The sequence below is a fragment of the Enterococcus sp. DIV0421 genome (assembly GCF_051713745.1).
Lineage (GTDB): Bacteria > Bacillota > Bacilli > Lactobacillales > Enterococcaceae > Enterococcus_D > Enterococcus_D casseliflavus.
This window is the reverse complement of the sequence record NZ_JBIOQM010000001.1, coordinates 1,312,175-1,335,900: the sequence shown is the minus strand read 5'-3', so window position 1 is coordinate 1,335,900 and position 23,726 is coordinate 1,312,175. Positions and strand designations below refer to the sequence as shown.

General features: G+C 40.1%; 23 protein-coding genes. 12 read left to right on the top strand and 11 right to left on the bottom strand.

Annotated features, from left to right (window positions below; genetic code table 11):
• Positions 1-236 precede the first annotated feature (236 nt).
• Positions 237-1,103, bottom strand: coding sequence for an aldo/keto reductase (locus tag IGI96_RS06570; protein WP_034858704.1), 867 nt, complete (start codon positions 1,101-1,103; stop codon positions 237-239).
• Positions 1,104-1,178: 75 nt separating this feature from the next.
• Complete coding sequence (locus IGI96_RS06565) at positions 1,179-1,598, bottom strand: MerR family transcriptional regulator (protein ID WP_086338780.1); 420 nt, start codon at positions 1,596-1,598, stop codon at positions 1,179-1,181.
• 410 nt (positions 1,599-2,008) lie between these two features.
• Between IGI96_RS06565 and IGI96_RS06560 the strand changes: the two genes are divergently transcribed.
• Complete coding sequence (locus tag IGI96_RS06560; RefSeq protein WP_086338779.1) at positions 2,009-2,461, top strand: GNAT family N-acetyltransferase; 453 nt, start codon at positions 2,009-2,011, stop codon at positions 2,459-2,461.
• Between the two features lie 130 nt (positions 2,462-2,591).
• Here the strand turns inward: IGI96_RS06560 and IGI96_RS06555 are convergent, their stop codons facing one another.
• Both IGI96_RS06555 and IGI96_RS06550 read right to left on the bottom strand, forming a co-directional pair.
• Positions 2,592-2,750: a hypothetical protein gene (locus IGI96_RS06555; RefSeq protein WP_008380281.1), complete on the bottom strand. Its 159-nt coding sequence runs from the start codon at positions 2,748-2,750 to the stop codon at positions 2,592-2,594.
• Positions 2,751-2,812: 62 nt separating this feature from the next.
• Positions 2,813-4,420 (bottom strand): ATP-binding cassette domain-containing protein, encoded by a 1,608-nt coding sequence (locus IGI96_RS06550; protein ID WP_016608512.1) that lies wholly within the window; start codon positions 4,418-4,420, stop codon positions 2,813-2,815.
• 95 nt (positions 4,421-4,515) lie between these two features.
• Here IGI96_RS06550 and IGI96_RS06545 point away from each other — a divergent pair, with 95 nt between their 5' ends.
• Complete coding sequence (locus IGI96_RS06545; protein ID WP_016608511.1) at positions 4,516-5,784, top strand: radical SAM protein; 1,269 nt, start codon at positions 4,516-4,518, stop codon at positions 5,782-5,784.
• Positions 5,785-5,794: 10 nt separating this feature from the next.
• On the top strand, positions 5,795-7,057 hold the full coding sequence (locus IGI96_RS06540) for a radical SAM/SPASM domain-containing protein (RefSeq protein ID WP_016608510.1): 1,263 nt from the start codon (positions 5,795-5,797) through the stop codon (positions 7,055-7,057).
• A gap of 551 nt (positions 7,058-7,608) precedes the next feature.
• Here the strand turns inward: IGI96_RS06540 and IGI96_RS06535 are convergent.
• A complete protein-coding gene (locus IGI96_RS06535; protein ID WP_016608509.1) occupies positions 7,609-8,037 on the bottom strand; it encodes a hypothetical protein in 429 nt (142 codons plus the stop codon).
• A 152-nt stretch (positions 8,038-8,189) separates the two neighbouring features.
• On the opposite strand from IGI96_RS06535, the gene IGI96_RS06530 reads away from it, so the two are divergent.
• From IGI96_RS06530 to IGI96_RS06515, 4 genes are all read left to right on the top strand, one after another.
• A complete protein-coding gene (locus IGI96_RS06530) occupies positions 8,190-8,831 on the top strand; it encodes a hypothetical protein (protein WP_015510550.1) in 642 nt (213 codons plus the stop codon).
• 26 nt (positions 8,832-8,857) lie between these two features.
• A complete protein-coding gene (locus tag IGI96_RS06525; protein ID WP_016608508.1) occupies positions 8,858-10,267 on the top strand; it encodes an amino acid permease in 1,410 nt (469 codons plus the stop codon).
• A gap of 29 nt (positions 10,268-10,296) precedes the next feature.
• A complete protein-coding gene (locus tag IGI96_RS06520) occupies positions 10,297-11,691 on the top strand; it encodes a glutamate decarboxylase (RefSeq protein WP_016608507.1) in 1,395 nt (464 codons plus the stop codon).
• A 536-nt stretch (positions 11,692-12,227) separates the two neighbouring features.
• Positions 12,228-13,676 (top strand): helix-turn-helix domain-containing protein, encoded by a 1,449-nt coding sequence (locus IGI96_RS06515; protein WP_010748935.1) that lies wholly within the window; start codon positions 12,228-12,230, stop codon positions 13,674-13,676.
• Between the two features lie 292 nt (positions 13,677-13,968).
• Here the strand turns inward: IGI96_RS06515 and IGI96_RS06510 are convergent, their stop codons facing one another.
• From IGI96_RS06510 to IGI96_RS06495, 4 genes are all read right to left on the bottom strand, one after another.
• Positions 13,969-14,367 carry a YxeA family protein gene (locus tag IGI96_RS06510; protein WP_010748936.1) on the bottom strand — a complete coding sequence of 133 codons (399 nt, stop codon included), beginning with the start codon at positions 14,365-14,367 and terminating at the stop codon, positions 13,969-13,971.
• 411 nt (positions 14,368-14,778) lie between these two features.
• On the bottom strand, positions 14,779-16,200 hold the full coding sequence (locus IGI96_RS06505; protein WP_086338778.1) for a cryptochrome/photolyase family protein: 1,422 nt from the start codon (positions 16,198-16,200) through the stop codon (positions 14,779-14,781).
• 240 nt (positions 16,201-16,440) lie between these two features.
• Entirely contained in the window at positions 16,441-16,806 is a 366-nt protein-coding gene (locus tag IGI96_RS06500) for a DUF2512 family protein (RefSeq protein ID WP_086338777.1), read from the bottom strand.
• 363 nt (positions 16,807-17,169) lie between these two features.
• Positions 17,170-17,643 carry a DUF3955 domain-containing protein gene (locus tag IGI96_RS06495; RefSeq protein WP_086338776.1) on the bottom strand — a complete coding sequence of 158 codons (474 nt, stop codon included), beginning with the start codon at positions 17,641-17,643 and terminating at the stop codon, positions 17,170-17,172.
• A 425-nt stretch (positions 17,644-18,068) separates the two neighbouring features.
• Here IGI96_RS06495 and IGI96_RS06490 point away from each other — a divergent pair, with 425 nt between their 5' ends.
• The 5 genes from IGI96_RS06490 to IGI96_RS06470 all read left to right on the top strand — a co-directional run bounded on the left by IGI96_RS06490 (position 18,069) and on the right by IGI96_RS06470 (position 22,241).
• Positions 18,069-18,383: a rhodanese-like domain-containing protein gene (locus tag IGI96_RS06490; RefSeq protein ID WP_005230579.1), complete on the top strand. Its 315-nt coding sequence runs from the start codon at positions 18,069-18,071 to the stop codon at positions 18,381-18,383.
• Positions 18,384-18,385: 2 nt separating this feature from the next.
• The gene (locus IGI96_RS06485) at positions 18,386-20,044 is read left to right on the top strand and encodes an FAD-dependent oxidoreductase (RefSeq protein ID WP_438784963.1); all 1,659 of its coding nucleotides are present in this window, start codon (positions 18,386-18,388) and stop codon (positions 20,042-20,044) included.
• On the top strand, positions 20,037-20,336 hold the full coding sequence (locus IGI96_RS06480; protein WP_010748942.1) for a rhodanese-like domain-containing protein: 300 nt from the start codon (positions 20,037-20,039) through the stop codon (positions 20,334-20,336). Before IGI96_RS06485 ends, IGI96_RS06480 begins: the two co-directional genes overlap by 8 nt.
• Positions 20,333-20,593: a metal-sensitive transcriptional regulator gene (locus tag IGI96_RS06475; RefSeq protein WP_005230585.1), complete on the top strand. Its 261-nt coding sequence runs from the start codon at positions 20,333-20,335 to the stop codon at positions 20,591-20,593. Before IGI96_RS06480 ends, IGI96_RS06475 begins: the two co-directional genes overlap by 4 nt.
• A gap of 331 nt (positions 20,594-20,924) precedes the next feature.
• Positions 20,925-22,241, top strand: a complete 1,317-nt coding sequence (locus IGI96_RS06470) for an MATE family efflux transporter (protein WP_086338775.1) — start codon at positions 20,925-20,927, stop codon at positions 22,239-22,241.
• Positions 22,242-22,306: 65 nt separating this feature from the next.
• On the opposite strand, the gene IGI96_RS06465 is transcribed toward IGI96_RS06470, so the two are convergent.
• Positions 22,307-22,513, bottom strand: coding sequence for a hypothetical protein (locus IGI96_RS06465; protein ID WP_086338774.1), 207 nt, complete (start codon positions 22,511-22,513; stop codon positions 22,307-22,309).
• Between the two features lie 367 nt (positions 22,514-22,880).
• On the bottom strand, positions 22,881-23,621 hold the full coding sequence (locus IGI96_RS06460; protein ID WP_086338773.1) for an SDR family oxidoreductase: 741 nt from the start codon (positions 23,619-23,621) through the stop codon (positions 22,881-22,883).
• Positions 23,622-23,726 lie beyond the last annotated feature (105 nt).

Here is a 23,726-nt window from a genome sequence, read left to right as displayed (position 1 = left end):
ATTTTAAGAGCGAGCGTAACAGAACACTGTCCGTTTTTTAGCTACAAGCACAGTGCTCCAGAGAAATGAGTTTAATCGATGGATTCTTCAGTTACTTGATCAAGGCAGAATTTCCAAAAATTTTGTAAGAATTACCATGAAAAGAGACAAGATACAACTCAGTAAGAACCAATACAAGTCCGCTTCCTTTCGAAACGGAAGCGGACTTGTATTGGTTTCCTTCAATAAAAACCCTATTAGTTTTCAGTATCTAACATTCGATTCATAAACCATTCCACTTGTTGGGGGGCATCGTGGTCAAAGAATGCGGACTCTTTTTTATCTAAAGCGGCTATTTTTTCAATGTCTTCCTGGGAAAGCTCAAAGTCAAAAATAGCAATGTTTTCAGCCATCCGTTCTGGACGAACTGTTTTTGCTAAAGCGACGATCCCTCTTTGCATCAACCAGCGAAGCACAACTTGACCAACCGTTTTGCCATATTGCTTGCCAATTTCTGCTAATGTCGGATTGGTAAATAGGTCATGGCGTCCTTCTGCAAAAGGTGCCCAAGCTTCAACTTGAACGTCGTATTTTTCATGCCATTCCTGATCTTCCACTCGTTGATTCCAAGGGTTCACTTCGATTTGATTGATTTGAGGTTTCACCTCATTCAAGCCGACAAACTCGATCATCTTAGCTGATTTGAAATTTGAAACGCCAATTGTACGTAATTTCCCTGTTTTTTGAGCAGCAACCATTGAGCGCCAAGCACCATAAATATCTCCATATGGTTGGTGAATAAGGTAGAGATCAAGATAAGTCAATCCCATTGTTTCAAGCGAATGCTCAATCGTTTCTTTAGCTTTATCTTCGGAAGCTTGGAGAATAAATAATTTAGAGGTAACAAAAAGTTGTTCTCGAGTGACTAGACCTTCACTGATAGCACGCTTGATTCCCTCGCCGGTTTCTTTTTCATTTCCATAAATAGAAGCAGTGTCGATCAGGCGATACCCAGCTTTGATTGCTTGGTAAACAGCTTCAGCTGTTTCTTCCAAAGGAATTTGATAAACGCCAAATCCTAGTTGCGGCATGGTGACACCATTATTGAGTATGATTGTTTGCATAGTGTTTCCTCCTCTAATTTTCATTACATGTTCTATCCTAAACCTTGGAGTTAGGTCTATAGCAAGTAAAAGATTTTATTTCTTTCGTTCCCATAATTTTTCCACTTTATCAGGAGTCATATTTCCTGCTTTGAATTTTGCGATATGCTCATCATACGTTTCTATCTTATAAATAAGCAGGTCTCGTACTTCCTGCATTTCTGCTAACTTTTTCTCTAATTCTTCGAGTTGATCGGCTAAAATCTGTTTTTGGGCTTTTTCGACATTTTGCCTTTCACGAACTTGTGCCAATTGAGCAAATTCAATTAGCGATTCGATGGACAATCCTGCATTTCGTAAATGTTTTGCTAGATAGATCCAGTTTAGATCATTCGTTGTGTACACCCGATAGCCACTCTCATTGCGTTGGACAGGTGGAATCACACCGACTCGTTCATAATAGCGCAATGTGTCTACGCTCAAATCAAACATTTCCGCTGCTTTTTTTATATTCATCGTTGGTTCTCCTTATCTTTTTCTATAAGTAATCATAAACCCTGAAGTGGACTCTAGGGCAAGTGGTTGAAAATTATTTATTTAAAAGAATATATTTTGTTCGTCAGGACGACTATATAGGAAGAAAAAGCTTCAAGCATTTGTATTTCAACAGATTGATTTGAGCAATCATCAGCATTGAAAGCTCCTTTTTTAGTGTGTTTCAAAGCATATCATGCTCTCTTAGTATTCAGAAATACATGCATAGATGATTGTTTTGTTATCTATATGAGCAAGGCATTTATCATCCATAGATTTTAAATAAATCCATCTCATGTTATGATGATGATGAAAATTTTTAACTTGGATCAAGGAAACAATCGGTTCTTGTTATGAAAAACGAAAATAAGCTAATGAGAGTGTGAATATCTATGAATATAAAAGAAGTAAGTAGTATGAATCAAAAGTTAGAGCAACAATTAATTGAAGTTTGGGAGAGTTCTGTTAAGGCGACGCACACCTTTTTGTCAGAGACCGAAATCCAAGCCATTAAGCAATACATTCCAGAGGCATTGCATCATGTGTCACATTTGATTATCGTAGAAAGTGAAAATGAAGAGCCAGCTGGCTTCATGGGGATCTCGGATCGAAATCTTGAAATGCTTTTTATAGCAAATGAACAAAGAGGTAAGGGACTAGGGAAAAAACTCTTGGCTTACGGGATGGAAAACTATGCTGTAAATGAACTGGGAGTAAATGAACAGAATCCTCAGGCGAAAGGATTTTATGAGCATATGGGATTTGAGGTATACAAAAGAAGCGAGTTAGACGAACAAGGAAACCCTTATCCAATTCTGTATATGAAGAAAGTTGATAACAAGTAGCTGTTAAAAATTATTTGTGTTTGCGGGAAATATGTAAGAAGGGGTCGAGACATATATAGCTAGTCACGACCCCTTCTTTGATTGCTATTATCCTTATTAATAAGTAAAGTAAGGATCAAATGATTTTCTCTTAACTAGCTTTCTCTTCTTTTTTTATCTCTTCTTTTTTCTGATTTGAAAATGGTGTATCAGTCTCTTCAGGTAAGATGATTGGTGGATGATGGGAATGCTGATTACTTCCACACATGGTGATGATTTGTTCTTTTGAAGCTTCAGAGATTACTTTCATTGTATACCTCTCCTTTCTTTTATATTTCCAGATGACATAAGGTAGGCCTATATCATCTAAATTCATGATTTATGTAACTGAATTAGCTCATCAAATGAACCTAGAAATTCCTGATTTGTTGAGTGAGTAACGACAATGATTATTTTATCTGTAAGTGAGCAGATTAAGTCACTGATAATCATCTCGTTTATACTGTCTAGACCAGATGTTGGTTCGTCAAAAAGAATAACATCGGAATCTTTAAAGATTGCCCGAGCAATCTCAAGCCGTCTAAGCTCGCCGCCAGAAAGAAAGTTTATCCATGTATTATCTTGCGTATCGGTTAAATCATTGTTATCAAAGCGATCATCTAATCCACTTCGTTTTAAAACATCAACGATTTTTTCAAGTTCGTATTCACTAAAAATAGAAACGTTGTAAGCAATACTCGTCTGGAAGATAGCAGTTTTTTGTTGGACAAGTGCGACTTTCTCATAAAGGGAGTCTCTAGATAGCTGATTCATCTCTTGCTGGTCAACCAATACTTGATGATCGTCGATAGGGTAAATTCCCGCTAAAATATTCAATAGTGTCGACTTCCCACTACCGCTTGCGCCAGTGATAGCATATTTTTTTCCACGCTCAAATGTTTGAGTAAAACCATTAAAAATCAAACGATTTCCATGATGGAAATGCAGATTTTCAATCGATAAAGTAGTTATTGGTTCTGCAAGTTCAAGTGAGCGATTGGGCTCATCATCATCGGTACCATCAATGAAAGCTATAAGATCGTCCGCGACCTTCTTGCTCGCTAAAATATCTGTAACTGATGTACTGAAATACTCTAACGGCCCGGCAATCGTACTCATTAGTGTAGTCATCGCAATAAGATCGGGAATGGTGATTATTTTGGCAGCAACAAAGAAGCCACCAACGATCCATGTCCCCGAATAAGCAAGATCCCCAAGTCCAAAAGAAATTGCATAAGTCAGTCCTTGTAAGGTTTCAAAAGTGATACTTTCCTTTTTTAATCGTTCACTACTGTTAGTAAAAATTTTCGTATATTTTGGAAAACCTTTGCCGACACGTAAGGTCATGTATCCTGAGAGAAGTTGGTCAAATAAACTAAGTGTACGATCTTGCTCCAGAACAACGGACTTGCGACGATCACTAAGGATTCGCTTAGCGAAATAAGGGGCTAGCAAAGGACTAAAAGCTAAGAGCAGCATAATCAATGAAAAAGAAGTGTTTAATTTTAGTGTGAATAAAAGAGAGAATAGAAAGGTAAAAATGCTTAAAATCAGTCCAAATCCGGGCTTTAAAAATTCTAATTCAACGACTTTCATTTCATTTGCCAACTTTGAGAGATACTCGTTTTTCTCATTTTTAAGAAATAGTACCGGATTCATTCGAACGATTTTCTGCGAGAGACTCTCTCTCAGTTGATTCATTATTGATTGAACTAAGATGGATTTACTTCTTCTTGGAATAAAATCGCTCATCGTGTTCAATAAGATGTAAAAGAAGGCGAATATACCAATAAATAAAAGTCTTTTTACATCTCCTGACATAGCAACCTCAGTGATTTGTCTATACACCAAAGCAACCCCAACTTGAATGAGCGCTACGATTGCGCATAAAATCACATGCAAAAAGAAAAGTGAGCGGTTTCTTTTTAATATTTTTTTCATTCTCTCCCTCCTATGTAAAAACTATATCACAAATTAAAAAAAAATTGAAATATTATTTTGTGAAATGTATAATTATTGAAAAAGGGGGTTAGGTGATGCGTTTTTCACGGTATGTCGATATCATTGAGAACGGTAACGAGACTATTCTTTGCAATACATTAACGCAAGAAATAGTTACTGTTGATTCAAAAAAAATGAAAAGTAAAACGGAGATTTCGAGCGAAATAAGTGAAGATGAACGAAAATATTTATTTGAAAATGGATTTATACACGGTGATTTGGAAAGTTATAAACAGAAAACAATTAATTTAAAGAGAGACTTAGTTACTATCACTATAAATATTACAGAAGATTGCAACTTTTCGTGTACTTATTGTTACCAGAATGATTTCCTTTCTAAAAATGTTATTACTGATCAGACGATAAATAATATAATGCAATACATTTTAGACATTGCTCAGCTAGGCGTTCGGAGACTATATATCTATTTTTTCGGGGGCGAGCCACTTCTTTATAAAAAAAGAATTCTCGCAATTAAAAGTAAGATTGATCAAATTGCGTCAGAGAAATCACTCTCAATTTCTTATGGTTTAGGAACAAACGCCTATCTACTCACTCCAGATTTTGTAAATCATTTTGATTCTTTAATTGTCGATACTACACTAACATCTAGAAAAGATCATGATAGAAATAGATCTCTTAAGAGTGGAAGCAGAACGTATGATAAGATTTTTGAAAATCTAGCGGTAGCATCTAAGAGCGGACGTGTTAAAATCCATATTGGTTATAATACATCTGATAAAAATACAGAAGAGTTTCAGTCTTTTCTCGTTACGATCCGCCAAAGTGATATCAAAGCCCATATCAATTGCTATTACATTAATAACTATGAGTTTAATGAAAATTATTTCAATGCATTATCCTATGAGAAATATCTAAAGTGGGTATCTTCAACTGCAATTGATCACCTAATTGAAAACGGTTTCCTGGTGAATATCTCTCCATTTTCTTCGTATCGCTTTGAGTGCGATGCGTATAATCCTTGGTCTGTAAAGTTTTTCTCTGATGGATCTATAGGGTTATGTAATGCAACAAATTTTTATGAACGTAGAATAATAAAAAGTTTTCCAGAATCATCTTCTTTTGCAGAAGATGTTCAATATAGCCTTTATGACCAAAAGAGTGTTCTTCCGAAAAGCAACAATCAGTGTAATTCATGTGAATTAATTGCAGTGTGTCGAGGAAAGGTACAGTGTGATACTTCATGTAACCCAAACTATTCAATTGATAGAGAAACATTCATACGTTCTTTTGTAAAGCATACAAATCTAGGTAACAGGAAATTTTTTACCCAATTTAATTAGGAGTGATTTTATGAAATTATCGCAATATACGATTGTTGAAGAAGTGGATAATGAAATACTTTTGTACAATTCGGTATACTCTGCTATCGTTTTACTAACTCAAAGCGAGTTCCATGATCTACAGACTTTTATTAATAACGATAACTTGGAGAAAACAGAATTATTCTCTTATTTAGAAAATCAAAATATCATTGTTTCCGATGAGATTGATGAAGAAGCAAGATTAGTGTCTGTGGCAAATGAAAAACGATATAATCCTAGTCAAGTAACTTTCACAATTGCCCCTACGATGAACTGTAATTTCTCCTGTTTTTATTGTTACGAGCAAGGGTTTAGACAACATACTATGACTACTGAAACTGCTAAGAAAACAGCCGAGTTTATTCTTAAAAATGTATTACCCCATCAGTCATTGAAAGTAATTTGGTATGGAGGAGAGCCTTTGATGGGATTGAACTCTATTAAAGTTATAAGTGAAATAATAATGAAAAACGAAAAAAAATATAAAAGTTTCAACGCAGAAATTGTATCCAATGGTTATTTGCTAACAGAAAAAGTTGCACAACTTTTAAAAAGTTATCACGTTAATTATGCTCAAATTACTCTGGATGGGGATCAGATAAATCATGATTCTAGAAGATGTTTAACAAATGGGAAAGGGACATTTGCAAGAATATTACAGAATATAGTTAAAACTCTAAAATATATTCCAGTAACTGTAAGAGTAAATATAGATAGGGAGAATAATCATGAAGATGTTATTCGTTTGATGAACTCGCTGGATAATTTTAATTTACTTAAGAAAGTTGGCTTTTATCTTGCGCCGGTAGAGGATTTTGATACCTACAAAACACCCACATGTTATACATCCCAAGAGTTTTCGAAAGAAGAAATAATGGTTTATAAAAGTCTTTTGGAAAGAGGGATAAATATTGTTGCCATACCACGGACAACGATTGGGTTCTGCGAAGCTATCAATCGAGACGACTATGTAATCGACCCTAATGGATTTTTATATAAATGCTGGGTTCATATTGGTAAAACGATTGGACGAGTAGGAGATATCTATACAGGAATACAATTGAACAGTGTGCATAAAACATTTACAGAGTACAAATTTTTTTCGAAAGCGAAATGTTCAAGTTGTAAAGTTCAACCTTTGTGTTTAGGAGGCTGTCCGTTAATTCGAATGAATACAGGTGAGTCGAAGTGCGTTAGCTATAAGTACAATATTGAAGAGCATATAAAAATGGCTTCGGCAAGACTAATATAATCTGGTGGAATATTTTTGCTTCAGAAGATTGATAAGGTCTTCTTAAAAAAATAGCTTAGTTAAATAAGGTTACTATGTTACATTGTGAATAGAATCTATACTTACTTATGAAAATAGAAAGCGTAACTCAATTTTCTCATTCATATTGTAATAAATGATTTCTCATATTAAAATTTTTATAAGAAAACTAAATAGTGAGCAAAGCTCACCCCAAGCAGCCCCCGAAACTGTTTTTCGGAGGCTGCTTTTGGTTTGGGGGGCTTAGCTAGCTAAGCAATGATCGATCACTAAAAAGTGATCAAAACAGAATAGGCAATTTTTTGTTTTCAATCAAAAAATGTTGATCGTTTTATCAAGCAGAGGATGGCACAAGTAAGTGGAAAGTAGGTAGTGGCTATTTTTTGTGTTCAGGATGGGGAAGTAGATTTGTCTAGGATACACGTGAGGATAAACGTTTGAGGATCATTTGTTTTTGACTTACCTATGTGCCATCACTGCGAAAACCCTGTGGATGAAGGCGTCGTGTACGACACCAGATACTCGGATGAGAACTAAGGACGGTTGATTGCCCGTGCCTGACACGCTTTTTCTAACCGCAAAGTCGTAAGGGCTGAAAAGCTGCAACGCTGAGTAAGTTGGCTGCTCCGTGCGGTTTTTGGTGTTTTTTGAACCCTACAAGCTGCTATTGCTCCTCGTCTATTCGTCGCAAGCTTGGAAGGCTTTCTCAGAAAATGCCCGTCAGCTGTCAGCACGTTGTCTTTTGCATCAGGAAGCATCAGCGTTCCAACAAACCTTTGTGACCCAGAAGGAAACCACTCATTTTGGGCAACTTTTATCCGAGAAATCGTTGCGCTAGAAGTATGTCCGTCCGTACTTTCCAGAAAAAAGGCAGCTGAAAGTGGGCGGATACCCAACAAAAAGGCGGTTATGACGACCACAAGCGCTCTCAAAAAACTCAGTCCTTTCTTTTCAATGGTCATTGTTCTTATCTGCACTTCATGATAGCACCGAAACGCGAAGTAATTTTCGCGTTTTTTTGTTTTTAAAATAAAAAATTAGATATTCGCTTTTTTTAGATAAATGGTATACCTGAGATGGAATAAAAATAATAAAAGAAAGGACAGGATTTACAATGAAAAAAACATCATTAGTTGCAGGTTTCGTTTTAGGTGTAGGCGTTTTGTTCACTCTAGGTGCGTGCTCAACAGTGGAAGAGTCAGGGGAAGTGGTCTCTGGGTCAGGAACCGAAACGTTGATCAGTGATTCTTCAGATGAGGTGATCGTGGGAAGTGAAAAATTGAGTGATGACGGGTATTTTGAAGAAATCGTAACCAAGGGAATCGATCCGAAAGTCAAAGATGTTGTTTGGTATGAAACGAATTATGAAAATGCTGGTTGGGATCACATTCGCTTTTTAGTGAACCATGTAAAAATTGTGAATGTAGAAGCGTTCAAACACAAAGACAAAGAATACAAAACATTGCTTTCACTGAAATATCAATTGTTTAATGAAGATTCGAAAGACAAAAAAATCAAACCTGACAAAGCATATTTGGTGTTGAATGATGGCAAGAAAATTGAAGCGGAAGTATTTGTGGACTATTTAGATGATGAAATTTTGACCCATGACAAACACAAAGATGGCTTTATTCACTTTAAAGTAGCGCAAGAACAAAGTTTGCCAGCGATCAAAGCAATCGAAATCGAATTTAAAGCAGATGGCGATTTGACACATACGTACCATATTGATCTTTCTTCCGCTGCTGAAAAATAGTATCTAACGATAGGAGGTTGAAAAAAATGGATGCTAGCAAGAAAAAACTATCATTGTTGAGTTTTTTTGCGATAACTGCTTCAATGGTGATGACGGTATATGAGTATCCAACCTTTGCGACATCGAAGATGAATCTAGTTTTTTATTTACTCGTCGGCGGTTTCCTCTGGTTTATCCCTGTAGCCCTTTGCTCTGCGGAGATGGCTACTGTAAAAGGATGGGAAAAAGGGGGACTCTATACCTGGGTCTCAAAAACATTAGGCAGAAAATGGGGCTTTGCTGCCATTTTCTTCCAATGGTTCCAAATCACGGTAGGCTTTATTACGATGATTTACTTTATTGTCGGGGCGCTTTCCTATGCCCTAAATTGGCCGGCTCTTAATACCAATGTTTGGCTGAAGCTGATTGCCACTTTAGTGATCTTTTGGTTGATTACGATCTCGCAATTTGGCGGAACAAAAAATACTGCGAAGATTGCCAAAGTAGGGTTCTTTGTGGGGATCGTCGCAACTGGGATCATACTTTTTATCCTAGGAATTGTCTACATTGCTCAAGGAAATCCCATCAAAGTTTCCTTTGGCTCAGGCGCTTGGATTCCTGATTTTACGAAAATCAATACGCTGGTCGTTTTTGTTTCCTTTATTTTGGCCTATGCAGGGGTTGAATCTTCTGCCAGTCACGTAAAAGACATGGACAATCCTGGGAAGAATTACCCGAAAGCCATTTTGATTTTAGTCGTAGCGACGATTCTTTTGGATACGCTCGGCGGAGCAACGGTGGCTGCCACGATTCCCCAAAATCAATTGTCTCTTGATACTGGTGTGATTCAAGCCTATTCTTATTTGATCCATCATTTTGGCGGCGGGGAATGGCTGGTTCGTTTGATTGCCGTGGTCATCTGTTTAGGTGTCATTGCAGAAATTGCCGCTTGGGTAGTCGGCCCATCAACTGCGATGCTTGAAGCAGCTGAAAATGGCTTGCTGCCAAAACAAATGGCAAAAGTCAATCAACACAATGTCCCAATCAACATCGTTTTGGTGCAAGGCATCATTGTTTCTATTTGGGCGGTTGTTTTGACATTAGGCGGCGGGGGCGCCAATCTATCCTTCTTCGTTGCGATGGCTTTGACGGTCTGCATCTATCTGGTTGCTTATGTTCTCTTGTTTCTTTCGTATATTAAGTTAGTCAAGGAAAAAGACGACTTAACAAGAACGTATCATATTCCTGGTGGGAAAAATGTGAAAATTGGTGTTGCGATGGTTGGTTTGCTTGTTTCTATTTTTTCTTTCTTTATTTCCTTCTTTCCACCGAGCGATATTGGATCGGGAAAAGGCGGAACCTATTTGGCCATCTTGATCATCAGCTGGCTGATAATTGTCGTGATACCGTTTGTCATCTATAAATACGTAGGTGAAAAAGCAAGCGATAAAAAATAAAAAGCACAACCTATGAGGAGGAGAGCTGCATGTTATTTAGTAAAAAAAATCGAAAAGAAGCCCAATATTTGGAACCTATCTATGGGAATGAGGCAATGGATCGGGCGATCCCTATGTATAAATTGCCAAAAGAGTCCTTGGTACCGCGGGACGCCTATGAATTAGTCAAAGATCAATTGATCGATGAAGGGGTCTCAAGACAAAATTTGGCGACGTTTTGTCAAACCTACATGGAACCAGAAGCAGTCAAAATCATGAGTGAAACCCTTGATAAAAACGCCATTGATAAAACCGAGTACCCACGGACAGCAGAAATTGAGAACCGCTGTGTCAACATGATCGCTGATTTATGGCATGCCCCAGAAGCGTCTGATTTTATCGGTACATCAACGGTAGGCTCAAGTGAAGCCTGTATGCTAGGTGGATTGGCCTTAAAATTTGCTTGGCGCAATCGGGCAAAAAAACTTGGTTTAGATATCAATAAACGAAAACCAAACTTAGTGATTTCTTCTGCCTATCAAGTCGTTTGGGAAAAATTCTGTGTCTACTGGGACATTGAAATGCGGACGATCCCTATCGATGAAGAACATGGCAGCATCAATGTCGATAAGGTCACGGACTATTTAGATGAATATACGATCGGGGTCGTCGGCATCTTAGGGATCACTTACACTGGACGATACGATGACATCAAAGCACTAGATAAGAAATTAGAGGAATACAACAAACACACCGACTACAAAGTCTACATCCACGTGGATGCGGCTAGTGGTGGATTGTACACACCATTTATGGAACCAGAGCTTGAATGGGATTTCCGTTTGAAAAACGTTCGTTCCATCAGTACGTCTGGACATAAATATGGGTTAGTCTATCCTGGTATCGGTTGGGTGCTTTGGAAAGAAAAAGATTTCCTTCCAGAAGAATTGGTCTTCAAAGTAAGTTATCTTGGCGGTGAAATGCCAACGATGGCCATCAACTTTTCAAGAAGTGCCAGCCAAATCATCGGACAATATTACACCTTTATCCGCAATGGGTTTGAAGGCTACCGCTTGATCCACAAAAAGACCAGCGATGTTGCCCAATATTTGGCAAAAGAGATTGAAAACATGGGCTACTTCGATATTTATAATGATGGGTCACGGTTGCCGATCGTCTGCTACAAATTAAAAGAAGATGCCGATATTTCTTGGAATCTGTATGATTTGACGGATGAATTTGCCATGAAAGGCTGGCAAGTCCCTACCTATCCATTACCTGATAATCTATCACATATCAATATCCAACGTTTTGTCTGCCGGGCAGATTTAAGTATGCAAATGGCAATGGATCTGGTGCAAGACATGAAAGAAGGAATCGAGCGATTGAACAAGCGACCAAGCCGTCATGTTTCATCCGACCAAACCTATGGCTTTTCACATTAAGAAACGGTATCGCTAGAAACCCGTTCATTGCTTTTTTCAATGAATAAAAAGACCCTTTATGAAACGTTTTTTGCAAGACTGAATGAACAATGGTTTATAGAAAAATCAAAGGCGGTTGCATCGACTGCCTTTGATTTTTTTGTTTGTAAGAACGGGTAAGCACTTGACAGTGTCGTTTTTTAAGAGAAAGTAAAAAAACAGTGCTTGATAATTTCATTTATTGACATTTCTGGCTTGTGATAGTATTAATTATTATGGTCTAAATATATTTTTTTAGAGAAGAACGTTTTACATAAACAAAAAGGAAATCTTAGAACGTTGTCGTGAGGGAATTATTAGGGAAATTCGTCTTGCATCGAGGGTTTTTGTTTGTCAGTCATGGTTTGTTGGGGAGTAAGTGAAGGAAAAGTATGTGTAGAAAGGGCCTGTTTTTACTGCGCTTGTTTGTTTCATAAGTAACGTACTGCTATCTTTTTCTGTAAATTGGTTGTAACTATTCTGAATGAATATAGATTTACACTGGAGGAAAAACAGTCATGTATAAAGAAGACTTACTGGATAAGGACTTGAAATTAGAGTATATCTTGCTCAAATTTTTGTATTTATCGACGGGTCATATCAAAAAAAGTGATGCTTGTCGGGAATTAGAGATTACGATGCCAACCTTGACGAAACTATCAGAAAATCTTCAGCAACAACTAAAAAATGAGAAGGTCTCTTTTGCAATCAACCGTTATACCCTTGATTTGCAAGTAAACGACAGCGTCTCATTGGATGATTTGACCGACACGTTATTGAAAAAATCTGTAAAATATCAAATTATCCATTATTTGTTTCAACATGCAGGCTATGATGCTTTCGTATTAGCTGATGAATTAAAAATAAGTGTGGGGACACTGAATCGTGTGATTGCAGAGTGCAATCAGCTGCTGCAGCATTTTGAATTAAAGATAAAGAACAAAAAGCTAGCGGGAACGATGACGCAACGCATTTATTTTTACTATAATTTTTTAAAAATGGGGGAAACAGCGATCGATTCTGTTTTGATCGATGACCTGGTGGCGGAGCTAGCGAAAAAAATAACCCTCTCGATTGCGCAACAAAAGCAGTTGAAGATCTGGCTATTTGTGATCATGAAAAAAGTCACGCCTCACACAACCTTGGGAAGCTTAAGTCCGGAGGAACAAATCAAAATCAATCGCTGCCAAGAAATGCCGATTTGTCGCTTTATTCGACAGGCCTATGTGTCGAAAAAAAGCATCTGTTCAGTAGACGAAGCCAAGATCGTCCCCTTCTTTATCTGTCTTTTTCTCGTTACGGTAGGAGGAATTCCTTACGAGGAGCTTCGCTTAGGGTTGTATACCAATAAAAATCCTGTTTTTGAGATTACCGATGAAGTGATGGCAGCGATCCAGTCCATTTATTGTCTTGAAGCCTCGCATACGACGATCGATATTAAAGCCAGTGTCTTCTCCTTGATTGCACAAGTCTATTACTTTCATGGGGTAAATTACTCCATTGACAGAGTCACCTTGAATTATTACCACAAGCTATTTCACAATTCCTTGCGAGATCAAGTGATTACAGACATCCTGCAACACATTATTGCACCAACCAACTTGTTTACGCCCACGAAACTCAACTACCTCAAGAAACGTCTGGTCTTTTTAATCTATCTGTTATCACCGAAAGAGGAATATCGAGTACGGATCGGAGTCTTAAATATGGGCTCCAGTCTTTTGGCAGATGCTTCCATTTACTTGTTAAAAAATGAACTAAAAGGGAAACAAAATGTGACTATTTCTCCTTATAACAATGAGGAAGAATACGATTTGCTGATTTCAAACGCCCGTGTCCCTCAACTTGGCAACAATTATGGTCAATTTTATCAAGTGACTGCCATCGGTGCCGATTTAGATGTCAATCAGGTTTCTGCGATCGTCGATCAAATTGCTTACTCTAAGTACCATTCTTTTGTGGTGTGAGCCATCACTTGTTAGTTAAAAAGCAGTGAGTCAACGAATAGGTGATTCGCTGCTTTTTCAATTATCTGCGAAGGAGGGAAAGGAAAAGGAGCTTGAATTGCTCTTATCATTGATGACGGAATGAAAACAGGGATCAGTCAAGCAGCTTTCTGCTAAATAAATGTGCCCAGTATCCTTGTATAACGTATCGCAACAGAGCAGAAGACATCAATGAAACTAACAGAAGGGATTCAAAATGCTGATTTTGGAAGGAGGTAAAAAAGACCCACATAGAGATGTGAGTCTGGCATCGTTAGTTCTGATTTTCTAATTTCTCTAGAACCTTTTTGGGAATTGCGTCTTTTTCAACGCCATTCGGGCCTTTTATTGTACGCTTTTCACTGATCACCGCTTTTACATAAGAATTTGGTGTTAAGGGTTTTGCGTTATCTTCTGATAATGAAACCTCAAGGGTTTGGGTGCTGCCATCTTCTTTTACAAAGTTTAATGTGTAATCGTAAGAATACCAAGGAGACTGGTCGCCGATGCCGCTCTTACTTTCGTGTTGGACTTTAGGCGGAATCTCAGACGGGACATACGCGTAAGCTGTTTGTCCTGAGTAGGTGGATTGATAATATTCATATCCTTTGTATCCAACAAACCCTAAAAGTACGACTAAGATGAATCCGATTATTTTTTTCATATAAACCATCCTTATCCTCAAATATGGAGCTATTATAACAGAATGGTTCTATAGATGACCTTTCATCAGACGAACAGTTTTGCAAGGAGAAACATTGCTAGCCAGTCGTGAAAAAGCAGGGAACGCCGCTAGTAAAGGGTTCGATCTATGAATCGTCAGGGGATTGGTACTTAGAGCGACTAGAAATAAGAGGAGAAGTAGACAACAAGACCTTAATTAAAAAACACAGCATGGAAAATACTTCTTTTATGTATGCCCAGCAGCAGACAGCTTGATGAGACATGCCGCTTGTTTTTTCACTATAGAAAGGTGAAAAATAGCGCATCAGTTTAATAAAAAACCAGCAAAGGCGCTCCGTAAGAGACCGTCTTTGCTGGTTTTTTTTACCGAAAATGCTTGAGAGCAGTCCATGGCAGCTTTTTATGGTTCGATTTTACTATACAAATCGAGGGCTCTTTTTCTGGCTTCGTTGTGGTCAACTACAGGCAACGGATAGTCGGTGCCTAAAACTACTTTTAGGTCGGCTTGTTCTTCGTCAGTCATCAAGTAGGGTTCATGGATGAATTTTAGCGGCAACTGGGCGAGTTCGGGAACAAATTGTTTGATAAACGTCCCATCCTTGTCGAATTTTTTCCCTTGTGTAATGGGGTTGAAAATTCGAAAGTAAGGAACCGCATCGGTGCCAGTCGAAGCTGCCCACTGCCAGCCGCCGATATTGCTGGCAGCGTCGTAGTCGATCAATTGTCGAGCAAAATAGGCTTCTCCTTGCCGCCAATCGATCAGTAAATCTTTGGTTAGAAAGGAAGCGACGATCATCCGTAGACGGTTATGCATCCAACCAGTTTGATTCAGCTGCCGCATCGCGGCATCAATGATCGGATAGCCGGTTTGCCCTGCTTGCCATTTGGTTAGCTCCTCTTCATTCTTTCGCCAATCCATGTTTCGATATTTCTCAATGAGTTCATAGTTTTTTTGTTCAGGATGGCTGAAGTAGATCATATGATAAAAATCTCGCCAAGCCAGTTCTTTTAAAAAGGTCGCTTTGCCAGTGCTGGATGGCATTCTTTGGCAAGCGGCCCAAACCTTCCGAATGGAGATTTGTCCAAAAGACAAGAAAGGGGACAGGCGGCTCGTTCCTTTGATCGAAGGGAGATCACGGTCTTTTTCATAGGCGGCCAAACGCTTTTGCACAAATGCCTGCAATTGTTTATGCGCATAGTCTTCCCCAACGATCGTTGAAAAATCGGTCTTTCTATTTTCTAGCAGCTTAGTAAGCAGTGTTGTCCCTGCTTTGAAGTGAGGGGCATCATCAAAATGAACGGCTTTTTCAAAATCGAGGGCCTGCTTTTGATACACCGGTTTGGGCAATTGAATCCATTTCTTATAGTAGGGGGTAAATTTTTTGTAATACGTCCCATCCTCTTTGGTGACTTCTGTTGGTTGATGCAGATGATGGTCTTCAAAAGAATGGACAGTGATGCCTTTTTTCTCGACCAATTCTTTTATGTAGAGGTCGCGTTTACGACCAAATCCACGGTTATCAAAGTTGAAGTACAGTTGGCTCCATTCTGGATAGCAAGCGAACAATTGATCAAAGGCTTCTGTCAAAGTCCCTGTCAATAGGTGGATCGTCAGATTTTGCTTTTTGGCAGCCTCGATAAAGTGAGCAACTGCGCTAAAAAAGTAATCATGGCTTGGCGCCTCGGGGAGAAACTGCTTGTCATTGAGATGAAATACACACAACAAATGGTCGTTTTCTTGAAGAGACGCAAGCGCCTCAGTCAGTGCCGTGTTGTCCTCTAAGCGTAGATCCTTTCTAAACCACATCACATGAATTGCCATACAAACCTCCTTGATAGTATAACCGTGCAAAAACGATCGGATTTCGTTTATAGTAATGGAAAGATGGGATTTATTCAAATTTGGCGATTGCTTTAGCTAACCAGAAATCTTGGCAAGCGTGCGTGACTATAGAAAACGTATGGAACATGAAGATGCGTCGCTTTTCAATAGCCGATCTTGTAAACAAAAAAAATCGAACACAGAACAAGAGTCTGCGTTCGATTCTAGCAATCAACAAAATTATTTCATTTTCCGTTCATCTGGCACGATGTCTGCTTTTAACAACCATTTGTGGAAGAACCATTCTGCCACACCAATCAATACTGCTGGGATCAATACTAGCATCCAGATGTCATTTGTATAGTCCATATAAGTCAGATACAGCCATAGGATAAGGGCTGCTGCGCCGGCATCTGCAACCGTTGCCGCAATGTTACCGATCTTTCGCAAAATGACCAAGTCGCCTAGCACATAGATCATCACCACAATGATCACACCGACGATCGTCGAGTCCATAAAACTGACATCGTAAATCCCTGACAACACAATCCACAAAATCGCCCAAATCATTAGTGCTTTGACAACCAACGCTTTTAGATGTTTCATTTCATACACTCCTTTTTATTATTTATTCCAAAAGCAAGAAGGTCATTGTTAGTGATAACCTTCTATTTCAAGGCTATCATCTGACATTTTTTGTGTCAAAAAAAATGATTGGAATGGTTTTTTATACTATTTTAAGCATAATTGCTTGACGAATAGTCGTAAATAGTTTAAACACTTTAAGGAATGATCAGTGGGATCAATTTGTGAAACGAAAGAAGAATAGAGGGGATTTTGTAAGGAGATAAAGTATCGGTACAGTATTTACTGGAATCAAACAATTTAGCAAGGCAATTTAAATGGAGCGACCCGCCAAAGTCAGATTTTGATCTGCTTTTCGAGGGTCGCTTTATACCGTCTTCTTATTTATTTTCTCCTAACAGCTCGAAAATAATTGATCCCGGTTCCTGCAAATACTACGAAACTAGCCAATAGAAACAAGAATCCTACGGGAATCAGGTAGAAATTTTCATGTAAAATGCCGGTTTGATCGATATATTCCACGGCGCTTGCTTTGATGAAGAAGCAAGCAAAGCCGAATAGTAGTAAAAATGTTCCGATCAAGGTCGTGATCAAATTGAGTTTGGCGCGTCGGGTCTCGCTGCCGTCTTTGATTAGTTTTTCAGTGATCTTGTTCACTTGAGTTCCTCCTAAAATCAATTCATCAAGCGAGAGTTCAAAAATCGTGGCGATGGCAATCAGCATTTCTAAATCCGGTAGATTGCGATTGTTTTCCCAGTTCGAAACGGCTTGTCTCGTCACGTGTAGTTGAGTGGCAAATTGTTCTTGGGTCAAGTTATTTCTCGTACGTACTTCTTTGATTTTTTCGCCAAATTCCATCTTTTCTTCCTTTCGCTGATGTGACTTAAGCATAGTCGAAACCCTCGTTGGTTCCAAGAAAGCAGGGCTTGCTGCTTGATAAATCAAGGGAAAGTGGTGCTTGCGTCGCTTTTTTGTCCGCTCTTGGTTAGGGCGGGAGCCAATCATCTTTAATAATCAAAGCGATCAGCTGCTAAGTAAACGATTTGATGTGTGTTATTTTTACAATGTATCTTTTCTTTTATTATAGCATTGTGATCGAGGGGAGGGAAATGTGGGATACAGGCCTTTCGCTGCTTGATCGGTAGCTGTCCGACAGCTGTCGAGAGTATCGAGCGGGGAGCAGCGCAACAGCAAGGTTCTTTTCTTAAAGAAAATCACTTAGTTGACAAATCGCGAAACATCTTGTTTCATATACCCCTAGGGGTATATGAAAGGAGCAAGAAATGTTTTCACTATTTAAGCGCATACCAAGTATGTCAACAGCAGATTTACAAAAAGAAGGAGCCAAAGAATGGACGGTTTTGGATGTACGCACGCCGGCGGAGTACCGCAGCGGGCACATTGCCTATGCGAAAAATGTACCGTTAAATAAGATTGCTGGATTTACTCAAAAAGGCGACAAGAAACTGGCAGTCATTTGCCAATCGGGGATGCGAAGCAAACAAGCAGCCAAAATCCTAAGTAAAAAAGGTTTTGATGTGGTCAACGTTCGTGGCGGAATGAATCAATGGCGCGGAACAACCAAAGGAGGAAAGTAATGATGGAAAAAATAGTTATTGTCGGTGGGGTAGCAGGGGGAATGTCGGCAGCCACGCGCTTACGTCGGCTTAAAGAAGCAGCGGAGATCATTGTTTTTGAAAAAGGTCCTTTTGTCTCTTTTGCGAATTGCGGGTTGCCGTATGCCATTTCTGGTGAGATCAAAGAGCGAGATGCCCTATTGGTCCAAACACCTGAAGCATTAAAGAAACGGTTCAACTTAGATGTGCGACCTTTTCATGAAGTGCTGTCGATCGAGCCAGAGGAGAAAACGGTGACGGTCAAACATGGCGAACATGTCTTCACGGAATCTTATGATGCGTTGATTTTATCGCCGGGGGCAAAACCGCTAGTACCAGCGATCAAAGGGCTAGAAGAAGCAACCAACGCCTTTTCTTTGCGCAATGTTCCTGACTTAGACCAAATCATGGCGCATCTTGAAGACAAAAAGCCTCAAAAAGCCACGATCATTGGCGCTGGGTTTATTGGGTTAGAAGTCGCTGAAAATTTACATAAAAAAGGCCTCGAAGTAACGATCGTAGAAAAAGCACCCCACGTATTGCCACCTTTGGACGAAGAAATGGCTGCGTATGTCAAAAATGAATTGATCAAGCAAGGGGTCAAAGTTTTGACCTCGCAGTCAGCGACCGCTTTTGAAAAAGCAGGGCAAGAAATCGTTCTGGAAGATGGCACGGTCCTGACTTCAGATCTCATGATTCTTTCGGTTGGTGTCCAACCAGAAACGGATTTGGCGAAACGTGCTGGTATTGAATTGGGACGCCGGGGGGGTATCTTAGTAGATGAGCAATACAAAACCAGCAAGAAAGATATTTACGCGGTGGGTGATGCCATCGTTGTGAAACAACAAATCACCAACGAAGACACGCTGATCTCCCTGGCTTCACCAGCCAATCGCCAAGGTCGGCAAGTAGCTGATGTGTTGGGAGGACTGGCTCGCAAAAACAAAGGCAGTATCGGGACTGCGATCGTGCGCGTATTCGATCTTGCAGCAGCTTCCACAGGGTTGAGTGAGCGCAGCGCCAAACTGGCAGGGCTAAATCCCCAGGTGGTTCATCTTTCAGGCAAAGACCATGCAGGGTATTATCCGGATGCGACGGATATTTATTTGAAACTGATTTTTGATGCGGATACTGGAAAAATCTACGGTGCGCAAGGCATCGGTGCCAAAGGAGTCGATAAACGGATCGATATATTGGCAACAGCGATCAAAGGCGGCTTAACGATCTTTGACTTGCCTGAACTGGAATTCACCTATGCACCGCCTTTTGGCTCAGCCAAAGATCCAGTGAATATGCTTGGCTATGCAGCGATCAATCTGGCGGAAGGAATCAGTGAGAATATTCAGTGGCACGAATTGACGGATGCCTTAGAAAACGGTAAGCAGTTGTTGGATGTTCGTTCAGAGATGGAATTAGCCAATAATGGACGTTTTCAACAAGCGCTCCACATTCCGTTAGATGAATTGAGGGATCGGTTGTCTGAATTGGATCCAAGCGTTTCGTATGTCGTTACGTGTCATAGCGGATTGAGAAGCTACATTGCCGAACGCATCTTAAAACAAGCGGGCATCAATTGTCAAAACCTCGATGGTGCCTTTTCGTTGTATAATACTATTAAGCCGGAGATGATTATTCATGATTAAAGCAATATCTATGGAGGAATTTGCCCAAAAAGAAAAACGTGAACCACTTGAGATCCTTGATGTCAGAGAAGTCGATGAGTTTGCACAAGGACACATCAAAACAGCACAAAACCTACCGTTGAGCGAGCTGACAGAACAAATCAGCGACTTAGAGAAGGATAAAAACTACTATGTCATCTGTCATTCAGGGGCTCGTTCGCAAATGGCATCTGAGTTTTTGAGCCAGCAAGGGTTTCAAGTGACCAATGTCCTCGGCGGCATGTCAGCATGGAGAGGAGAAATCAAACGATGACCGCATGCAACAAAGATATCTTGAATCGGTTAAAACGAACCGAAGGCCAGTTGAGGGGGATTCAAAAAATGATCGAAGACGAGAAAGAATGCGTCGATGTCATCACGCAATTGTCCGCCGTCAGTTCCAGTGTTAACCGTATTATGGGGATCATTGTCGCTGAAAATTTGAAAAATTGTTTGGAAAATCCAGACAGCGACACGGAAACCCAAAAGCAGAAAATCGATCAAGCCGTTCAGCTGATCGTGAAGAAATAACGGGATTTTTGAAAGGTTTGTCGCGTTTTTTATCATCCTATGGAAAAGGTTCAGAAGAGCAGCATGTTCTTCTGAACCTTTTTACTCTTCATCAGTGATTGCTTGTCGACACCAATAGAGGAAATAAGCGGAGATTGTCGGTATGTTTTGTTTTTTAATTACGAAGGAATATACACCGAGAAGGCTGTATGGTTAAATGGAGGGAGAAACGTCAAAACGCCCGATGGGTCGTTGAGTATATGTAGCGACCAACGATCGCTTTTCTTGTGACTAAAATCACAATAAGCGAGTGGGTGTTGCGCAGTTATGACGAATGAGAGAGGAGAGCTTTTTGAACAAAAAAATACAGTCTTTTACATTGCCTTTGATTGCTTCCAATTTGTTTCAAATCATTATTGCGCAAGTTTCATTAGCGATTATTTCAAGAAGATCCACGGAAGCATTGGCGGCGATCGCACTGATCGACGGGTTTCTCTATGCTTTTGCGGGTATCTTAGGTGCGATTGGTCTAGCTTTTAATATTTATGGCGCAAAGGCAGTCGGACAAAGAGAAGAGACGCAGTTAAATGATTATCTGTCGTCGGTTCTTTTTCTAGTAGTCGCGATCGGCGTGAGCTTTTTCCTGATTTTCCTGCTTTTTGGACACGGCATTTTGCAGGTTGTCTACGGATTTAGTGGGGAGCTGCTAAGGACCGCAACATTGTATCTTGCAATCATGTCTCCCTATATTTTACTTACGTTAGTCACGTTTGTTTTTACTAGTCTTTTAAAAATTGAAAAGAAAACGAATTACATCCTCGGCGTTTCCATTATTAGTGCGTTGGTACAGGTGTTGCTTAGCTATCTATTGATAAATGGCAATCTCGGTTTTCCCGCAATGGGGGTCTTAGGCAGTGGCATCGCAAATATGCTTGCGACTTTGTGCTTGCTGGGGATTTATGGGGTTCTTTTACGAGAAAGTCTAGCCAGGGGGCTGAAACAAAGACCACGAAAACGCACCTTTTTATTGAAAAAAGCGGTCCCCTTAATGATTCAGGAATGCTTTGAAGGCTTAGTCTTTATTATTGCTTTTGAAGCTTTCGTCTCACGATTGGGTGTCAGTACGCTGGCAGCCTATGCGATCGGCAGCCAAGGATTGATGATCGCACGGTTGCCTGCTTTGATGTATGGCAACGCAGTGACCGTCTTTGCTAGTGAGGCGAATGGACAGAAAAACCGTCAGAAGATTTTAGCAGTGGGGAAAAGTGCCTTCGTTTCTTCTTTTGTGGCTTATGTCGGAATCGCCAGTCTGATCTGGGTCTTTCGTCCTGCTTTTTTTCAGTTGTTTACTACAGATGTCGCTGTTTTAGACTTGTTGCCAGCTATTCTACCAATCATGCTGGGGATAATGCTCGTCAGTCCGTTATATGAAATCACAAAATACCTATTACAAAGCTTGGAGTGCAGTCGCACGGTTTGTGTGTTGACAGGATGCGTCAACAGTCTGGTTTTAGTGGGAATCATGGTCTTTTGGAGTAGTGGGCAGCTGAACTTTTTCTTCCTCTACTGTCTATACGGCATGAATTTCCTGATTCTCGGTGGTTTCTTTGCAGGGCTGTTTTATTGGACGATCAAGCGGCGTGATCCTCAGGGCAAAGGACGCCTTTGAGGGTTAAAAAAGCGAAGGTGCTGCTGAGCCTTCGCTTTTTCGTCGCCTACAATTGGACAGGGGGATTAATTGTGGCTGACTTCTTCGTAAAAAATGGCGTTGCGTTCTGCAATCAGTTGGGTTTCCCTTCGCTCTAATTCAAGAAAGGTTTCGTCTGCCAGCAATTCGGCAGCAGAGTAGCCGGCAGCCAAGAAATTTTCAGCATAGCTCAATTTTTGATTCGTAATGTTTCTTCGTTGCTCGGCAATAATGAGTAGCTGTTTTACATTCATATACACACTCCATTCTTTTATAAAAAGCAAGTACTAAAAAGAGGACAGCTAAGGCAGTACTTGCAAGTCAACGGTGAAGGTAGGGCTGCGCGCTTGCTTGGCTATTCATCGTTCATGAGGAGAACGTCCGGTTTGTTTCTGATCAAACGGGTTTATACGGAAGCTTTGTACTAAGTATAAAAAAATTTCCCCCGAAGCAACAGAACCTAGTCGTTTACATAAAGCAACCATTGGTTTACATTCTTTGGACAAGCGGGTGTTACAAGAAAATCAAGTAATTTTTCCAAGAAAACGGTGGGCTTTGACGACAAAAAAACCTGCGACCAGCTTGAATCGGTCGCAGGTTTCTTAGATTAGTAGAAATAGCTTAAACGGTTTGTTTTGCTGGGCGCAGCAAGACTTCGCTGATCGCCACATGTTTGGGCTGTTGAATGGCATAAACCACTGCATTTGCTACGTCTTCTGGCGTTAGGCTGTTGCCTTCTACGCGAGAGGTTTCTTTCAAGGCTGCTTCTAGTTGAGCATTGCCGACGGTTTCAAACAATTCCGTGGAGACCATTCCCGGAGAGACGATGGTTGAGCGAATGCCATGTTCACGTTCTTCTTGGCGCAAGCCTTCCATAATTGCACGAACTGCAAACTTTGTCCCGTTGTACACGGCAGAACCCGGGTAAATGACATGTCCGGCAACTGAGTCAGTGGCGATGATCAAACCGTCTTGCTGTTTTTGCATGATGGGCAGCACAGCGCCGATCCCGTTCAATACCCCCATGATATTGATATTCAGCATTTTTTGCCAGCTGTCATAGTTCAACTCTGCCAAGTTTCCTTGAGGCATGATGCCAGCATTATTAAAAAGGACATCAATCCGACCAAAGGAGGTCATGGCTAAATCAATGACTTGCTGGACTTGTTCGCGATTGGTGACATCGGCTGTTTGATACAAGACATTTTCTCCTAATTTTTCAGCCAGTGCTTTGATGCGCTCTTCACGGCGGGCAGCGATCACTACTTTTGCCCCTTGTTCGGCTAGTTTAACGGCGGTTGCTTCCCCAATTCCTGAAGATGCTCCCATAATTACGATAACTTTTTCTTTGATTTCTGTCATTTGTATTTCCTCCAGTGAATGATTTTTTTCATCGAATCCTGCTACTGCCAATGGCGAACCTATGAGACGATAGGTGATTGACAGTTCAGTGCTTGCGGTGTATTT

Excerpts from the sequence above, each read along its gene's own strand:
- IGI96_RS06570 (WP_034858704.1), bottom strand. The coding sequence starts at position 1,103 with ATGCAAACAATCATACTCAATAATGGTGTCACCATGCCGCAACTAGGA.
- IGI96_RS06565 (WP_086338780.1), bottom strand. The coding sequence starts at position 1,598 with ATGAATATAAAAAAAGCAGCGGAAATGTTTGATTTGAGCGTAGACACA.
- IGI96_RS06560 (WP_086338779.1), top strand. The coding sequence starts at position 2,009 with ATGAATATAAAAGAAGTAAGTAGTATGAATCAAAAGTTAGAGCAACAA.
- IGI96_RS06555 (WP_008380281.1), bottom strand. The coding sequence starts at position 2,750 with ATGAAAGTAATCTCTGAAGCTTCAAAAGAACAAATCATCACCATGTGT.
- IGI96_RS06550 (WP_016608512.1), bottom strand. The coding sequence starts at position 4,420 with ATGAAAAAAATATTAAAAAGAAACCGCTCACTTTTCTTTTTGCATGTG.
- IGI96_RS06545 (WP_016608511.1), top strand. The coding sequence starts at position 4,516 with ATGCGTTTTTCACGGTATGTCGATATCATTGAGAACGGTAACGAGACT.
- IGI96_RS06540 (WP_016608510.1), top strand. The coding sequence starts at position 5,795 with ATGAAATTATCGCAATATACGATTGTTGAAGAAGTGGATAATGAAATA.
- IGI96_RS06535 (WP_016608509.1), bottom strand. The coding sequence starts at position 8,037 with ATGACCATTGAAAAGAAAGGACTGAGTTTTTTGAGAGCGCTTGTGGTC.
- IGI96_RS06530 (WP_015510550.1), top strand. The coding sequence starts at position 8,190 with ATGAAAAAAACATCATTAGTTGCAGGTTTCGTTTTAGGTGTAGGCGTT.
- IGI96_RS06525 (WP_016608508.1), top strand. The coding sequence starts at position 8,858 with ATGGATGCTAGCAAGAAAAAACTATCATTGTTGAGTTTTTTTGCGATA.
- IGI96_RS06520 (WP_016608507.1), top strand. The coding sequence starts at position 10,297 with ATGTTATTTAGTAAAAAAAATCGAAAAGAAGCCCAATATTTGGAACCT.
- IGI96_RS06515 (WP_010748935.1), top strand. The coding sequence starts at position 12,228 with ATGTATAAAGAAGACTTACTGGATAAGGACTTGAAATTAGAGTATATC.
- IGI96_RS06510 (WP_010748936.1), bottom strand. The coding sequence starts at position 14,367 with ATGGTTTATATGAAAAAAATAATCGGATTCATCTTAGTCGTACTTTTA.
- IGI96_RS06505 (WP_086338778.1), bottom strand. The coding sequence starts at position 16,200 with ATGGCAATTCATGTGATGTGGTTTAGAAAGGATCTACGCTTAGAGGAC.
- IGI96_RS06500 (WP_086338777.1), bottom strand. The coding sequence starts at position 16,806 with ATGAAACATCTAAAAGCGTTGGTTGTCAAAGCACTAATGATTTGGGCG.
- IGI96_RS06495 (WP_086338776.1), bottom strand. The coding sequence starts at position 17,643 with ATGGAATTTGGCGAAAAAATCAAAGAAGTACGTACGAGAAATAACTTG.
- IGI96_RS06490 (WP_005230579.1), top strand. The coding sequence starts at position 18,069 with ATGTTTTCACTATTTAAGCGCATACCAAGTATGTCAACAGCAGATTTA.
- IGI96_RS06485 (WP_438784963.1), top strand. The coding sequence starts at position 18,386 with ATGGAAAAAATAGTTATTGTCGGTGGGGTAGCAGGGGGAATGTCGGCA.
- IGI96_RS06480 (WP_010748942.1), top strand. The coding sequence starts at position 20,037 with ATGATTAAAGCAATATCTATGGAGGAATTTGCCCAAAAAGAAAAACGT.
- IGI96_RS06475 (WP_005230585.1), top strand. The coding sequence starts at position 20,333 with ATGACCGCATGCAACAAAGATATCTTGAATCGGTTAAAACGAACCGAA.
- IGI96_RS06465 (WP_086338774.1), bottom strand. The coding sequence starts at position 22,513 with ATGAATGTAAAACAGCTACTCATTATTGCCGAGCAACGAAGAAACATT.
- IGI96_RS06460 (WP_086338773.1), bottom strand. The coding sequence starts at position 23,621 with ATGACAGAAATCAAAGAAAAAGTTATCGTAATTATGGGAGCATCTTCA.